Origin of the sequence: Arthrobacter sp. NPDC056886, from assembly GCF_042788715.1 — a bacterium.
Classification (GTDB): domain Bacteria; phylum Actinomycetota; class Actinomycetes; order Actinomycetales; family Micrococcaceae; genus Arthrobacter.
In genome coordinates, this window is sequence record NZ_JBHUBT010000003.1 from 423,872 (window position 1) to 438,613 (window position 14,742).

At 66.0% G+C, this 14,742-nt stretch carries 16 protein-coding genes, 1 other RNA gene and 1 riboswitch; of the genes, 6 read left to right on the top strand and 11 right to left on the bottom strand.

Annotated features, from left to right (window positions below):
* Positions 1 to 159: 159 nt before the first annotated feature.
* The 6 genes from ftsE (at position 160) to ACFRJ8_RS07685 (ending at position 6,430) form a co-directional block, all read left to right on the top strand.
* Positions 160 to 978, top strand: coding sequence for a cell division ATP-binding protein FtsE (ftsE, locus tag ACFRJ8_RS07660; RefSeq protein ID WP_377985509.1), 819 nt, complete (start codon positions 160 to 162; stop codon positions 976 to 978).
* Entirely contained in the window at positions 975 to 1,889 is a 915-nt protein-coding gene (gene ftsX, locus ACFRJ8_RS07665; RefSeq protein WP_377985510.1) for a permease-like cell division protein FtsX, read from the top strand. Before ftsE ends, ftsX begins: the two co-directional genes overlap by 4 nt.
* Before the next feature lie 26 nt (positions 1,890 to 1,915).
* Positions 1,916 to 3,331 carry a peptidoglycan DD-metalloendopeptidase family protein gene (locus ACFRJ8_RS07670; protein ID WP_377985511.1) on the top strand — a complete coding sequence of 472 codons (1,416 nt, stop codon included), beginning with the start codon at positions 1,916 to 1,918 and terminating at the stop codon, positions 3,329 to 3,331.
* Between the two features lie 101 nt (positions 3,332 to 3,432).
* Positions 3,433 to 3,903: an SsrA-binding protein SmpB gene (gene smpB, locus ACFRJ8_RS07675; RefSeq protein WP_377985512.1), complete on the top strand. Its 471-nt coding sequence runs from the start codon at positions 3,433 to 3,435 to the stop codon at positions 3,901 to 3,903.
* Positions 3,904 to 4,002: 99 nt separating this feature from the next.
* Positions 4,003 to 4,371, top strand: a transfer-messenger RNA (tmRNA) gene (gene ssrA, locus ACFRJ8_RS07680).
* 196 nt (positions 4,372 to 4,567) lie between these two features.
* Complete coding sequence (locus ACFRJ8_RS07685) at positions 4,568 to 6,430, top strand: alpha-amylase family glycosyl hydrolase (protein WP_377985513.1); 1,863 nt, start codon at positions 4,568 to 4,570, stop codon at positions 6,428 to 6,430.
* Positions 6,431 to 6,527: 97 nt separating this feature from the next.
* Here ACFRJ8_RS07685 and ACFRJ8_RS07690 read toward each other — a convergent pair whose 3' ends face one another.
* From ACFRJ8_RS07690 to hisN, 11 genes are all read right to left on the bottom strand, one after another.
* Positions 6,528 to 6,893 (bottom strand): SHOCT domain-containing protein, encoded by a 366-nt coding sequence (locus tag ACFRJ8_RS07690; RefSeq protein ID WP_377985514.1) that lies wholly within the window; start codon positions 6,891 to 6,893, stop codon positions 6,528 to 6,530.
* 36 nt (positions 6,894 to 6,929) lie between these two features.
* Positions 6,930 to 7,400 carry a DUF6325 family protein gene (locus tag ACFRJ8_RS07695; RefSeq protein ID WP_377985515.1) on the bottom strand — a complete coding sequence of 157 codons (471 nt, stop codon included), beginning with the start codon at positions 7,398 to 7,400 and terminating at the stop codon, positions 6,930 to 6,932.
* A gap of 276 nt (positions 7,401 to 7,676) precedes the next feature.
* Positions 7,677 to 7,811, bottom strand: coding sequence for a hypothetical protein (locus ACFRJ8_RS07700; RefSeq protein WP_256336428.1), 135 nt, complete (start codon positions 7,809 to 7,811; stop codon positions 7,677 to 7,679).
* A gap of 47 nt (positions 7,812 to 7,858) precedes the next feature.
* Positions 7,859 to 8,230: a hypothetical protein gene (locus ACFRJ8_RS07705; RefSeq protein ID WP_377985516.1), complete on the bottom strand. Its 372-nt coding sequence runs from the start codon at positions 8,228 to 8,230 to the stop codon at positions 7,859 to 7,861.
* 38 nt (positions 8,231 to 8,268) lie between these two features.
* A complete protein-coding gene (gene crcB, locus ACFRJ8_RS07710) occupies positions 8,269 to 8,637 on the bottom strand; it encodes a fluoride efflux transporter CrcB (protein WP_377985595.1) in 369 nt (122 codons plus the stop codon).
* Positions 8,637 to 9,086: a fluoride efflux transporter FluC gene (locus ACFRJ8_RS07715; RefSeq protein ID WP_377985517.1), complete on the bottom strand. Its 450-nt coding sequence runs from the start codon at positions 9,084 to 9,086 to the stop codon at positions 8,637 to 8,639. Before ACFRJ8_RS07715 ends, crcB begins: the two co-directional genes overlap by 1 nt.
* Before the next feature lie 12 nt (positions 9,087 to 9,098).
* On the bottom strand, positions 9,099 to 9,815 hold the full coding sequence (locus ACFRJ8_RS07720; RefSeq protein WP_377985518.1) for a metal-dependent transcriptional regulator: 717 nt from the start codon (positions 9,813 to 9,815) through the stop codon (positions 9,099 to 9,101).
* 16 nt (positions 9,816 to 9,831) lie between these two features.
* Positions 9,832 to 11,118 carry an Nramp family divalent metal transporter gene (locus ACFRJ8_RS07725; RefSeq protein WP_377985519.1) on the bottom strand — a complete coding sequence of 429 codons (1,287 nt, stop codon included), beginning with the start codon at positions 11,116 to 11,118 and terminating at the stop codon, positions 9,832 to 9,834.
* 133 nt (positions 11,119 to 11,251) lie between these two features.
* Positions 11,252 to 12,013: a class I SAM-dependent methyltransferase gene (locus ACFRJ8_RS07730; protein WP_377985520.1), complete on the bottom strand. Its 762-nt coding sequence runs from the start codon at positions 12,011 to 12,013 to the stop codon at positions 11,252 to 11,254.
* Positions 12,014 to 12,123: 110 nt separating this feature from the next.
* On the bottom strand, positions 12,124 to 13,578 hold the full coding sequence (locus tag ACFRJ8_RS07735; RefSeq protein WP_377985521.1) for an aminotransferase class V-fold PLP-dependent enzyme: 1,455 nt from the start codon (positions 13,576 to 13,578) through the stop codon (positions 12,124 to 12,126).
* A 34-nt stretch (positions 13,579 to 13,612) separates the two neighbouring features.
* A riboswitch (SAM riboswitch) is annotated at positions 13,613 to 13,726 on the bottom strand.
* A gap of 162 nt (positions 13,727 to 13,888) precedes the next feature.
* Positions 13,889 to 14,701 carry a histidinol-phosphatase gene (hisN, locus tag ACFRJ8_RS07740; RefSeq protein ID WP_277522992.1) on the bottom strand — a complete coding sequence of 271 codons (813 nt, stop codon included), beginning with the start codon at positions 14,699 to 14,701 and terminating at the stop codon, positions 13,889 to 13,891.
* Positions 14,702 to 14,742: the final 41 nt, after the last annotated feature.

Genomic DNA, 14,742 nt, shown 5'->3' on the forward strand with positions numbered 1-14,742 from the left:
TCCCTGACAATCGCGCGACACGCCCCGCCGTTCCGGCGGTTCCGCCGTTACCCGTGCGTATAGTCGAGGGGCCGGAGCTCTACTTCCCCCAAACGAAAGCCCTTGCCCCGGCGGCAGAACCGGGCCCTCGCGGCCCCACCCTGCAGGGTACTTAGGGCCATGATCCGTTTCGAAAATGTCACCAAGGTCTATGACCAGAAGGCGCGGCCGGCGCTGGATTCGATCAACCTTGAGATCGACCGTGGTGAGTTCGCCTTCCTCGTCGGCGCCTCCGGCTCCGGCAAATCCACGTTCCTGCGCCTGGTCCTCAAGGAGGACCGCGCCTCTTCCGGCGCCGTCTACGTCGCCGGCCAGAACGTCGCCAACATCTCCAGCTGGCGCGTGCCGCGGCTGCGACGCGGAATCGGCGTCGTCTTCCAGGACTTCCGCCTGCTGCCGCAGAAAACCGTCTTCGCCAACGTCGCCTTCGCCATGCAGGTCATCGGCAAGAGCCGCAGCGTCATCCGCGACACCGTCCCCGAGGTCCTCAAAACCGTGGGCCTTGAGGGCAAGGAAAACCGCCTCCCGCACGAGCTCTCCGGCGGCGAGCAGCAGCGCGTGGCGATCGCCCGCGCCGTCGTGAACCGCCCCGGCATCCTGCTGGCCGATGAGCCCACCGGAAACCTGGACCCCACCACCTCCATGGGCATCATGGGCGTGCTGGACAAGATTAACCAGAACGGCACCACCGTGGTGATGGCCACGCACGACGACGACATCGTCAACGAGATGCGCAAACGGGTGGTGGAGCTCAAGAACGGCGTCGTGATCCGCGACGAGGCCAAGGCTCTCTACACCTCCATGATTCCCATCGTGGGCCAGTCACGCCGCCTCCGCGACGCCAGCGGGCGGGACGAACCGCAAATCATCCCGCCCCGAGCCGGGTCACGCGCCGAAGCCCGCGCCGAGCTCCGCACCGCAGGGGAGGCCCAGGCGTGAGGCTTGCATTCGTCCTGAGCGAGATCGGCAGCGGCCTGCGCCGCAACCTGTCCATGGTGATCTCCGTGATCCTGGTGACCTTCGTGTCCCTGACCTTCGTCGGCGCCGCCGGCATGCTGCAGCTGCAGATCAACCAGATGAAGGGCTACTGGTACGACAAAGTCCAGGTGGCCATCTTCCTCTGCAGTGACGGTTCGACGGCGCCCGGCTGCGCCACCGGCCCGGCGACGCCGGAGCAGGAGGACAACCTGCGCAAGCTGCTGCAGTCGCCCGCGGTGGCCCAGTACGTCAACGACTTCCAGTACGAGTCCAAAGACGACGCCTACAAGCACTTCAAAGAACAGTTCTCCAATTCCCCGATCGTTGACTCGGTGACCCCGGACCAGCTTCCGGCCTCATTCCGGATCAACATGAAGGACCCGGAGAAGTACGAGATCATCAGCGAGACCTTCTCCTCCCAGGCCGGCGTGGAGACAGTGATCGACCAGCGGCAGCTGCTGGAGCGGTTGTTCTCGGCGATGAACGCGGCGTCCCTGGTAGCCGTGAGCGTCGCCGGCGTCATGATTGTTTGCGCCATCCTGCTGATCGCAACCACCATCCGGCTGTCCGCGTTCAGCCGCCGCCGGGAAACCGGGATCATGCGCCTGGTGGGCGCGTCCAAGATGGTCATCCAACTGCCGTTCATCCTCGAAGGCGTCATCGCCGCGGTGATCGGCGCCGCCCTGGCCTCCGTCACCCTGTGGGCCGTGGCCCACTTCTTCCTCGGTGAAGTCCTGTCCAAGCAGTATCCGGACACCGCGTTCATCTCGCCAGGGCAGACCCTGATCCTGGCTCCTGCCCTGATTGGCCTGGGCGTCGTCCTGGCCGGGACGTCCTCCCTGCTGACCCTCCGCCGGTATTTGCGGGTCTAGCTTTGCGCAACGAAAAGGGAATGCTTATGACACCGATGGCCCCCCGCCCCCTCCGGAAATCGCCCCGGCAATCCCTCCGGCATCGCCTGGTGGGACGGCGCAGCCGAATGATCAGCGCCACCCTGGCGCTGGTCCTGGCCGGGAGCATGGGAGCCTCGAGCCCGATGGCGGTCGCCGGCGACCTTGAGGACCAGCAGGCCGCGCTCCGCGACGAGGCGGCCCGGGTCCAGCATTCCCTCGAATTCGTGGACGGCAAGATCGCCCAGGCCGCGGCGGACCTGGTCCTGTACCAGGGCCAGCTCCCGGGCGCCCAGCAGGCGCTCCTGGACGCCCAGGGCAGGGTGGCCGGAGCGGTCCAGGAAGTGCAGGCCCTCGCGGCCCGCGTGGACCTGGCACAGCAGAACAAGGCAAAAATCACCCAGCAGCTCGACTCGGACAAGCGGAAGATCGCGGACACCCGGAAGCTGATCGGCCAGATCGCCACCCAGGCGTACAAATCCGGCGGCGTCCCGTCCAACTTGTCCCTCTTCTTCGGCTCGAACCAGGGCAGCAGCCTGACGGACACCATCGACCTCGCGGACCAGGCCCTGCGCAGCCAGAACTCCGCGATGGACAAGCTCACCCAGCAGAGCGCCACGAACGTCAACGCGCAGGCGCGGCTGGCGGCCGTGGAGGCTGAAATCACGGACCTCAAGGCCAAGGCCGACGCTGCGCTGGCCCGGGAAAAAGCCGCGCGGGACGAGGCCGAGGCCAAGAAGGCGGCCGTGGACAAGCTCATCGCCGACACCACCCGGCTCGACGCCCAGCTCCAGGCCGCCAAGCCCGGCATCCAGAGCCAGCTCGCCAAGGTCAAGGCGCAACAGGACGCCGTCGCCGCTGAAATCGTCGAACGGGACCGGAAGCTGCGTGAGGCCTGGTTGGCCGAGCAGCGGCGCATCGCCGAGGCCGCGGCGGCCGCCGCCCGCGCGCGGGGTCAGGCCACTCAGCCGTATGTCCCGCCAGCCCAGGGCTCACCGTCGGCGTTTGGCCTGCAGCACCCGTTCCCGGGCAATATTCCGATCACCTCCGGGTTTGGCTGGCGTCCGACGCCGCCGGGCACCATCGACTTCTACGGCCAGGGCGGCTACATGCACACCGGCATCGACTTCGGCGCCCCCTGCGGCACCGCCGTCTATGCCGCGGCGGCCGGCACCGTCTTCTCGGCAGGCTGGGCCAACGACGGCGGCGGCAACAACGTGAAGATCTCCCACGGTGTGGTCCAGGGCAACTCGCTGACCACGATCTACTACCACAACACTTCCGTGGCGGTCTCGGTCGGCCAGCACGTCAACCGGGGGCAGCTGATCGCCTATTCGGGCACCACCGGCAACTCCACCGGCTGCCACTCGCACTTCGAGACCTGGCTCAATGGCCGGGCCGTGGACCCGATGAACCTGCTGTAGCCCCGCCGGGGCCATCCGCTGCGGCAGCCGCCCTGCCGTAAACTGGAAAGACTCCGCCACCTGGCCGGAGTGAACCACCAATAAAACCTAGGAGTCCTACCGTGCCCAAAGAAAGTGGCCGTAAGGTAGTGGCCACCAACCGCAAGGCCCGGCACGACTACCTCATCCTTGACACCTACGAGGCCGGCATTGCGCTGATGGGCACGGAAGTTAAGTCCCTGCGCGAGGGCCATGCCTCGATGGTTGACGGCTTCTGCACGTTCTACAACGACGAGCTGTGGATGGAGGGCATCCACATCCCCGAGTACCACCAGGGGAGCTGGACCAACCACGCCGCACGCCGCCGCCGCAAGCTGCTGCTGCACCGCGAGGAGCTCACGAAGATCTCGCACAAGATCCGCGAATCAGGGTTCACGATCGTGCCGTTGCAGCTGTATTTCGTTGACGGACGCGCGAAAGTTGAGATCGGCGTCGCGCGCGGCAAGCGGGAATACGACAAGCGCCACACCCTGCGCGAACAGCAGGACAAGCGCGAGGCGCAGCGGGTCATGCGCGAACGCAACCGCCGCTAACGCAGCGGGCCCAGGGAATGTTTCCCGGGGACGGTGCGTTATCATTGGTAGTCCGGGAAGGATGCGAGAGCATCCGGTCCGGGTTTGATAAAAAAATACGGGGATGATCGGTTTCGACGATGTTAGTCGCGACAGGTGAAGCGGGCCGAGGATGCAGAATCATCTCGTAAACGCTGTCTGCAAACCAATAAGTGCCGAATCAAAACGCACTGACTTCGCTCTCGCTGCCTAAGCAGTAAGACAGTCCGTCAGCCCGAGGTTGCTATTGCCCCGGATCCTGGCGTCATTTAGATAGCCACTGCTGTTTACCTCCGTCATCGGGGTAAACGGGACTCTTAGATGACTGGGCCCGGATCAGCCAGCTGTTTGTAGCATGGCTGGGGCCGAGAAAATCCAACGCAAACTGCGCCCGGAGAAGCCCTGACAACACGACATCGGACGGGGGTTCAATTCCCCCCATCTCCACATAGGAGCCCCGGCAACGGTGCTCCACCCCGTATTGGGTTCACAGAACTCCCCGCTGACTTCGGTCGGCGGGGAGTTCTGTGCGTTAAGGGGTTTCTGAAGCGGGGTGCACCGGCTGCCCGCTCATGAGGCCCCTGGCCGGCCGGAAGAACCCGAAGGCCCTTCCGCGTCGCGGACGGATTCACCATACTTGGCAATCATGCCGTTGGATCCAAACAACCAAAACCACTATCACCCGTCACCGCGCGACTGGTCGGACCAGGTGATCTACTTCCTGCTGATAGACCGTTTCTCCAACGAACTGGAGGATGGCTACAAAGACGCCGCCGGGCAGATCGTGGAGGGCAGCACGCCGCTGTTTTCGCCTGGGGACACGAACAATGCCGTACAGACCGCGGCCGACATACAGAACTGGGAAAATGCGGGAACCCAGTGGCTCGGCGGCACTCTGAAGGGGATACAGTCCAAACTCGGCTACCTGAAAAGGCTTGGAGTCACCGCGCTCTGGATCAGCCCCATACTGCGGCAACGGCCCGGCGTTGATGACTACCACGGCTATGGCACACAGAACTTCCTCGAAGTTGACCGGCACTTCGGCACGGCCCAGGACTTCAAAGAGCTGGTTGCCGCTGCCCACGAGGCCGGGCTCTACGTCATCCTCGACGTCATCCTCAACCATTCCGCTGACGTGTTCCAGTACGCCACCGTCGATGCCACCACTGGGCAGCCCTATGTTCCGGTGTGGACCGGCCCCACCTATCCGGTGGCCGGTTGGCGGGACCCCGGCGGCGCTCCAAGCCTGCCGTTCCCCGCGCCGGTTAACCCGCCGGAAATGGACAGCGCGGTGTGGCCGCGTGCACTCCAGTCCGACGGTGCCTTTACCCGCAAGGGCCAGATCGTCCACTGGGACGATCCCCAAGAGACAACCGAGGGGGACTTCTTCGGGCTGAAAGACATCCATCAGGGAACCGGGACCGTGGACGAATACCAGCCCTCGGCAGCCTTCCAAACCCTCGTCGAGGCGTACAAGTACTGGATCGCGGATGCGGACATCGACGGCTTCCGCGTGGACACGGTCAAGCACATGGATCCGGGCGCCACCCGATACTTCGCCTCCGCCATCCACGAATTCGCCCAGACCATCGGCAAGGATGCGTTTTTCCTCGTCGGAGAAATCACCGGGAGCCGCGAAGAGGCCATCAGGCTCCGGGACCAGACCGGACTCGATGCTGCTCTGGGCTTGGCGGACGTGCAAGGACGAATGGTCGATGCCGTCAAGGGCTGGGGCGACCCCGCCGGCTACTTCGATCTCTTCCGCAACTCGATCCAGGTCGACAAAGCGACCCACACCTGGTTCCGCAACCACGTCGTCACGACCTTTGACGACCACGACCTGGTCCGCCAAGGGAAAAGCTACAAGGCACGGTTCGCCGCCGACCAGGACGGCCGGGCCCTGGAGCTCGCCATCCTTGCCCTGAACGCCACCACGCTCGGTATCCCGTGCATCTACTACGGCAGCGAGCAGCGATTCGACGGGAAATTTCCGCCGGAGGTCCATCCGGCGCCCACGGATGACTTCAAGGCAGACCGGTACATCCGGGAAGCGATGTTCGGCGGCCCCTTCGGATCGTTCCGCAGCCGCGACAGGCACTTCTTCGATGAGTCACGGGACAGCTATCAGGAACTTGGAAAAATCCTGGCCGTTCGGAAGAAGGAGCTCGCGCTCCGGCGCGGCAGGCAGTACCTGCGCCCCATCTCCGAGGACGGCGTCACCTTCTGGTACCCGGAACGCATCGGCGCCGGAAGGATGACCTCAATCGTGGCCTGGAGCCGGATTCTGTCGAAGAGAGAGGTTGTCTGCGCCATCAACACTGATTGGGCAGCCCAGAGAACAGCATGGGTGACCATTGATGCCGGCCTGCACTCGGTCGGTGACAAGTTCGAGTGCCTCTATTCAACGGACCAGAACAAGGTGGGCTCACTGGTAGCCGCTGAGCCACGGAACGGCTTGGCGATCAAGATCGCAGTCCCCCCGGCGGGCTTCGTCATCATGGGTCCCTAGAAACGCGGCACGAGCAGAGCAGCGCCCTAAATCGAGCGGAACAAAGGGAAGGGAAGTGTCGTCAGACACTTCCCTTCCCTGAACCGATCCCCGAACGTCACGTGCCGAGGATCTTCGCCTTCTGGGCCACGAACTCCTCATCGGTGAGAATTCCCTGCTCCTTCAGCGCTCCGAGCTCCTTGAGCTGCTGGATGGCGTCGTCGCTGATGCCACCTCCGCCGGCGGGCGGGGGAGGGGGCGGCGGCTGCTGGTAGACAGGCTGCTGGTAGGCGGGCTGCTGGTATGCCTGTGGCGGCGGCTGCTGCTGGGCCATCTGCGCATCGTAGGCCTCCTGCTGCTTGGCCGCGGTTGCGGCGTCCTTCTCGGCAAACTTTGAGGCCTGCCGGCGCTGGACACGGCCGCTGACCGCCGACGCCGTTCCCGCAACTACCGCCGTCCGGGCCATACCCCTAAGAAGTCCCATAATTCTTCTCCTCTCACGTCTTTTCTTCTGCTCGCGTTATGCGTCGGCTGCCGGTTGTGCGGCGTCGGCGGCCTCGAGCGCGTCGAGCGCTTCCATCACGTCCGGCGCAGGGATCCGCGTGCTTGCGATGAGCTCGCCCCCGCTTTCGCGGACGGCCGCTACGAACGGTGCTGCCCAAATGTTCTCGTAAACGATCAGCGCGGCGACCGTCCCTGGCAGAACCGCTTCCGTTGCCTCGGCAATATCGTCATCGCCAAGAAGTCCTGTCCGTGCGCCGTCGAAGTAGGAGAAGCTAGCCGCTGGGCCACCTGGGTCGGTGAGTTCGAGCACCTCCACCGTGCCGTCCTCGTTCTTCATGACCACGAGGAGATCGAAGAGGCGGATCACGCCCTGCTCGACGAGTTTGATGAGTTCTTCACTGGCCCGCCCCGTCAGTCCCTCAAGGGGGAACTCAAGGAGTACGAAGTCGACCGGCCCGTGGGCCTCGGTCTCCGGTGTGGTAGTCACTGGCATTCCTCCGGTCTGTTTCGGGCGCACCGTCCAGCGCGCTGTCCTTAGTGTGGACGTCCCCTCACGGGGCGTCACCACCCGCGTCGAATGATTCAGCTGCCGAACCCCGGAAAAGCCGTAGGGGCCCCGCCGTGGGTCAGGACGCTGGCTCTCCCGACGAGGATCTCAAGAACACTAAAGCGCCAACGGGAGTCCCGCCGCATCATCCGTTTCGGGTGAGCCCGAGGGGCACATCAAAGGGCCGGAAGCAACGGCTTCCGGCCCTTTGAGTGTTCAGCGCTTCTTGATGTGTGCCACGGGATCGGTGTGGGCATCAACGACGTGCTTCGCCTTTTTCTCGGCCCGTTTTTCCTTGATCGTCTTGACCGACTTTTTCGAAACGCTCTGGTGCGGCGTCTTGTCAGGCATGGTGCTCTCCCTCACGGCAGGGGCCCGGGGTGGCCCCGTCTTTTAAGCTACGCCTCGGGAACCGCGGCGTCCACGATCCCTGCGAAGCGGCTGCCGACGCCGTCATACACACTGCGCACCAGCCCGGGGCCGAGGACGGGGATGTCGCGGGCCTCGTGGTGCGCGCAGCAGACATAGGTGAAGTCCGGCCACCATTTCTTGGGCCGCGCGGCTTCGGAGAATCCACAGACGGCGCACGTGAGCTGGACCCAGACGGGCCGCTTGCCGGTCCGGTTTGCCTTGGACTGGACCAGCCACGCCGGGGGGTTGTCCAGCAGTTCGCCGAGCTCGGCTTCGGACAGCCTTGAGGGGATGCCGTGACGGTGCGCCATTTCCAGGGGTATGTCGAGGATCTGGGCTGCTTCACGTCGCGTAATCATCCTTCAACGATACGGGAACGACGGCACACTCAAGGTCCTTAGCCGGCGAGGAGGAGCCCGAGGGCCGCGGCCGCGAGACCCGCGAGCAGGTTCGAGGCTATGTTGAGCGCCGCCGCCCGGTAACGCGTTTCGCTGACAAGGCGGACCGTTGCGGTGGTCCACGAGCTGAAGGTTGTCAGGCCGCCGGCCAGCCCGGTTGCGATGGCGGCGTGCCAGTCGGCGCCCCACTCCATGTGGCCGGTCAGACCCACGGCCAAACCGATGATGAACGATCCGGCGACGTTGACGGCAAACGTCGCCCACGGCCAGTGCGGACGGGAGCCTTGGTGGTGCGCAAACCAGGAGTCGACGGCGAACCGCAGCAGCGCTCCCGCCACCCCGCAGATGCCCACCACGAGCGCGGTGATCACTGGGCACCTCCGCCGAGGTCGGCAATCGCTTTGCCGGTTTTCCAGCCGGCAGCCGCGGCCCCGAGGCCCAGGACGAGTGAGAGCCCGAGGTAGGCCAGCCAAGTGGCGTGGAAGCCGCCGCGGATCTGCTGGTCAATGACTATCACGAGCGCTGAAAAGGTGGTGAAGGACCCCAGCAGTCCGGGGCCGATGCCGGCGCGCAGCCAGAAGGCCGTCTGTGGCCGCGCGATCCAGATGGTGGTCAGGGTGGCCAGGATGAAACTTCCGGTCACATTGATCGCCAGCGTGGTCCACGGCACCTCACCGGCGTTGTCGGGGAAAATCAGGCCCGCGCCGAACCGCAGCTCAGTTCCGATCAACCCGCCGACGGCGACGGCGGACCAGGCCTTCCATCCCGGTACGCCGGGGCGCGGCACGGTCCGGCGATCGTCCAGCGCGCTTTTCACTCAGCTCACGTTTCAATCATGGGCGGGGACGCTGCAGCCTGCGTGCGCGGCATCGCTGTGGACCCAGAGGGCCGAGGCGACTTCCTCGGCAAAGTCGAATTCCCGCGGTGCCGCGACGGAACCGATCCGCACCACGATCGGACCGCCGAACGGCCTCCGACCCACCACCTCCACCTCGGCGTCGAGGTCGATGTCCTGGGCCGCGAGGTAGCGCAGCAGCTCCGGGTTCTCGTCGCTGATACGGGTGATCCGGCCGGTATGGCCGTCGTCGAGTTCACTCAGGCGGTGGGCGGCGGGCACCAGCACGGAGCCGTCCGCGGCCGGGATGGGATCGCCATGCGGATCCCGTGCAGGGTTTCCGAGCTTGGCCGCCATCCGCTCAATAAAGGTGTCGGAGACGGCGTGCTCAAGGAGCTCGGCTTCATCGTGGACCTCGTCCCAGCGGTAGCCGAGCTCCCGGACGAGGAACGTCTCGAGCAACCGGTGCCGCCGGACCATGGACAGCGCGAGCCGGACGCCGTCGCTGGTGAGCGTGACGGCACTATAGGGCTTGTGGTCTACGAGGCCTTGGTCCTTGAGCTTGCGGACCATTTCCGAGACCGAGGAGTTGGCGACGCCCAGGCGCTGCGCCAGCTGCGTGGAGGTGATGGGTTTCGGCTGCCATTCGGTGAACGAATAGATGACCTTGACGTAGTCCTCGATCGAGGAGGAGGGCGCACTGGTCTTCACAGACCTAAGCCTACCGTCAGCTGCCTCCGGAGAAAGTGAGCCACAGCAGCACCAGGTTAAGTGCCACGACCAGCACCACGCTGATGATGGCTGCGATTCGGAGGGCCGGGCCGTCGGCAAACCGGCCCATCAGGGCCTTGTTGCTGGTCAGTACCACCAGCGGGACGAGGACAAAGGGAATTCCGAAGCTGAGGACCACCTGGCTCAAGACGAGTGCCCAGGTGGGGTCGAAACCGACCGCCAGCAGCACAACGGCCGGAATCAGGGTCACGACGCGGCGGGCCATGACAGGAATCTTGATCTTGAGCAGGCCTTGCATGATGGTTCCGCCTGCATAGCAGCCCACCGAGGTCGAGGCCAGGCCGGATGCGAGCAGCCCGACCGCGAAGATCACGCCGATGATGGGGCCGAGATTGGCGGTGATGGCGGCGTGCGCGCCATCGATCGTGTCCGTGCCCTCTTCGCCGCCGAGGGTGGAGGCGGCAAGGAGCAGCATGCCGATGTTGACCAGTCCGGCGATGGCAAGCGCGGCCACAACGTCGAACCGGGTAGCCCTGACCAAGCGCGCGACGGCCGCAGGTGGAACATGCAGGTGTTCGTCTGGCCGGTGCCGGTCCCGGGACAGGGCTGAATGAACGTAGATGGCGTGCGGCATGACGGTAGCGCCGAGCATGCTGGCGGCCAGCAGCACCGTGTCCGGACCCTGGAAGCCGGGCACCAGCCCGGCCAGGGCTGCGCGCGGATCCGGCGGGCTGATGAACAGCCCGGCCAGGAAGCCGATGGTGATGATGCCGAGCAGGAACATGATGATGAATTCGAACGGCCGCTGTTTCTGCCGGGCCTGCACCGCGAGCAGGACCATTGACACCGCGCCGACAATCACGGCACCAAGGGGGAGGGGGAGTCCGAAAAGCAAGTACAGGGCGATTGCCCCGCCCACCACCTCGGCGAGGTCTGTAGCGGCGGCCACGACTTCGGCCTGCAGCCAGAAGGCGCGGCGCCAGAACGGCTTGAGCCGTTCGCCGAGGATCTCCGGGAGGCTCTTGCCCGTGACGATCCCGAGCTTGGCGGATTGGTACTGGACGAGGACTGCCATGATGTTGGCGGCCACGAGAACCCACACCAGCAGGTAGCCGTACTGTGCGCCGGCGGTCAGGTTGGCGGCCACGTTTCCGGGGTCCACGTAGGCGATCGACGCAACGAACGCCGGCCCCAACAGGCCGATCAGGGCCCTGCGGGCACCCGGATGTTTATGGGTGCGCGCGTCCTGCGGCGACTGCTCGTGACCCCTTACATCCAGCACTGCCAGCTCCCATGAATGGCGCGTCTGCGTTGACGCGATGATCGGCACCGGCCGGAAAAGCGCCCGGTTCAATGTTTCGGATGCCTACAAGAAATTATTAGGCATACCGAAACGATAAGCCCCGGCCCTGGCCTTACGCAATCCGGAAGGCCCGCCACGTCTGGGTCAAGTAGGGCAATTGGAGCGCCGCGCCTGGGGCATGACCCAGGTGTTCGTGCAGGTACCAGTCGAGGTTGGACATTACTTTGGCCCGGGTGGAATCAGATGCCGCGAGGTAGTAGCTGCGGGACTTGGTCAGCTCCTGGATGTCCGCTGTGGTGACGGAATCCTCCCACCGGGTCAGGTGGCTCTCCAGCCCGGTGAACTCGGGACCCACAGGCGGGCGAAAGTGTGGTTTGTGGACATCCCCGGCGTGCATGATGCGCGAGAGCCGGTGCACCCACGGCACAGCGGTGTCCAGTTGGTTCCAGATGAGGCCCAGCACGCCGTGCGGCCGCAGGATCCGGGCAATCTCGGTGCTGGCCAGGCGGGGGTCGCACCAGTGCCATGCCTGAGCGACCGTGACGAGATCGAAGGACTCCGGCGGCAGGCCTGTGTCCTCGGCCCTGCCCTCGATAGCGGTGACATCCGGCAGGGTGCGGCGCAACTGCTCCAGCATGTCGGCAGAAGGGTCAACGGCCACCGCATGCAGGCCACGGGCTGCCAGAAGCGCAGTGAACTTGCCGGTGCCGGCGCCGATGTCCGCGGCATCCTTGGCCCCCGCCGGGATCAGCCAGTCGGCCGACTCCTGCGGATAGCCTGGACGGACACGTTCATAGTGCTCCCCGCCGTCCTGGAAGCTTTGGCCGAGTTCCTGGCGCCGCCCACCGTGGAGCTTGGGTCCGCCGCTTGCCACGTGCGATCTCCTTCGGGAAGGTCCTGCTGTTTTCAGATACCTTTCGAATTTACCGCACCGGCGCCGGGTCCTGGTCCCGCCCGGCCCAGCCTGCTGTTAGACCTCCACGCCTAGTCCTCCGTGCAGGGCGCGGCACCGGCGGTGCCCGGGGTGTTCGGCGCCCAGTGGGGGTAGCTGCGGGTATCGTTCGCCGGCACCCAGCGGCCGGCGTCCACTACGTAGTCCCAGCCGAGTCCCGTCTGGCGCAACTGCTGCAGGCCGGCCAGCAGGCGCTCGGCATCCTCCAGCCGCGAGCCGAGGCCGAAGCTGGCCCGCAGGGAGCCGGCGGGCAGACCGAGCCGTTTGAGTAGCGGGTGGGCGCAGAAGCGCCCATCGCGCAGGCCAATGCCGTGTTCGGCCGACAGATAGGCGGCCACCAGCCCGGCGTCGTAGCCTTCCACGGAAAAGTTCACGACGCCGATGGTGCCGGTGCCCGGCAGGTCGCCTCCGGACGAAGAAGCAGGGGAAGAATCGGCAAAGATCCGGTGTACGGTCACGCCGTCGATGCCCTGCAGACCCTCGACGAGGAAGGACCGGATGCCGTCCTCGTGGGCCTGCCACTGCTCTGGGTTCAGGGCTGCGATCACCTGGGTGGCGCGGGCCAGGGCGGCCGCACCCAGGACGTTCGGCGAGCCGCCCTCGTGCCGGGCGGGTCCGGTGGTCCAGCTGACGGAGTCGAGCCGGGCGTCGCGGACCGCGCCGCCGCCGGCCAGATGCGGGGTGCCGGCGTCGAGCCAGTCCGTCCGGCCCACCAGCACGCCGGCGCCGAACGGGGCGTACAGCTTGTGCCCCGAGAAGGCGAGGTAGTCGACGTCGTCCGTGGCGATGTCGATCCGCCGGTGCGGGGCCAGCTGCGCGGCGTCAACAACGATCCTGGCGCCGTACTCGTGCGCCAGCGCGGCGAGGGCCCGGATCGGCAGGATCTCCCCGGTGACATTGGAAGCGCCGGTGACGGCCAGCAGGCTCACGCCGCCGCGCGCGAGCTCGTCCCGCAGCCGGTCCACGGTGGCCGCGAGGGTGGGGGCGGCCACGACGCTGCGGTGCGGGACATTCTGCCAGGGCAGGAGGTTGGCGTGGTGCTCGATGTCGAGATACAAGACCTCGCCCGTGGGCCGGCCGTCACGGAGCGGCAGGCAGCCGGCCAGCAGATTCAGGGAATCGGTGGTGTTGCGGGTGAAGATCACGGAGTCGTCCGGCCGGCCGCCCACGAAGTCCCGCACGATGTCCCGGGCGTTCTCGTAGACGGAGGTGCTGATCTGCGATGCATAGCCGGCGCCGCGGTGCACGCTCGCGTAGTACGGCAGGATTTCGTTCAAGTAGGCCGAGACCACAGACAGGGCCGGGGCGGAGGCACCGTAGTCGAGATTGGCGTAGCGGGCGTGGCCGCCGGTGATCAGCGGGGCCTGGATTTCGGCCCCGGTGACGGCGGCCAGCGGGCGGCCCGCGAGGGCATGCCGACCATCAGGCCGCGCGCCCTCGGTTGTGGCGTGAAATTCGGGGGCAGCGGGAAAAATGGCAGTTGTCATGGGACCTCACTCGACCAGGACCCCACATGGTGGGAATCCGCGCTTGCCGGGTCCGTTCCGGACCGGCCAGGTCGTCACCCGGGGCACCCCACCGCGACTGGAGGGTTGCCGGCCAGCAAACCGGGGTTTAGCGCTGGCACTCGTGACCTGCATCGAGCGTAGGACATCCGCGCAGCCGGGGAAAAGGCGGCCACCGATTGTGAAGCGGATTGTTACGTGCGCGTCCCAAATCGCGCTGTGGCCGAACAAAACGGCGGCGGCACCCCCTGGATGGGGGATACCGCCGCCGTTTGTTCGATTGAGCCGTTGCCTAGAGGAGGTCGTCGAGGTCGGGGTTGAGCCGCTTGAGAACTTCTGAGTGGAGGATTGAGTTGGTGGCGAGGGCGTTGCCGCCGAAGGGGCCGTCCTCGCCCTCGAGCGAGGTGAAGCGGCCGCCGGCCTCGGTAACGATCGGCACCAGGGCGGCCATGTCGTAGAGGTTCAGCTCGGGCTCACAGGCGATGTCCACGGCACCCTCGGCCACGAGGCAGTACGACCAAAAGTCGCCGTAGGCGCGGGTACGCCACACTTCTTCGGTGAGGCCCAGGAACTCGTCCAGGTTGCCGCGTTGCTTCCAGCCGCCCAGGCTGGAGTAGGACAGCGAGGCGTCCTCGAGGTTGGAGACGTTGGATACCTTCAGCCGTGTGGCGGCGGCGAGCGAGCGGCCCGTGTACGCGCCCGCCCCCTTGGCGGCCCACCAGCGCTTGCCCAGTGCCGGCGCGCTGACGACGCCGACCACCGGCTCGCCCTCATCGACGAGGGCGATCAGGGTGGCCCAGACCGGGACGCCGCGGACAAAGTTCTTGGTGCCGTCGATCGGGTCAATGATCCAGCGGCGGGAGCCATGGCCCGAACTGCCGAATTCCTCGCCCAGGACCGCGTCACGGGGCCGGGACCGGGAAAGCTGGCCACGGATGGCCTCTTCGGCGGACTTGTCGGCGTCGGTGACGGGCGTCAGGTCCGGCTTCGTCTCGATCCGAAGGTCGAGCGCCTTAAAGCGGCTCATGGTCTGGGAATCGACCGAATCTGCCAATACATGGGCAAGGCGCAGGTCATCGTTGTAGCTCGAAGCGGGTTGGCTCATGGTTCCAAACTACCGGCAAACCGGGCTGCCGGCCGGGAGGC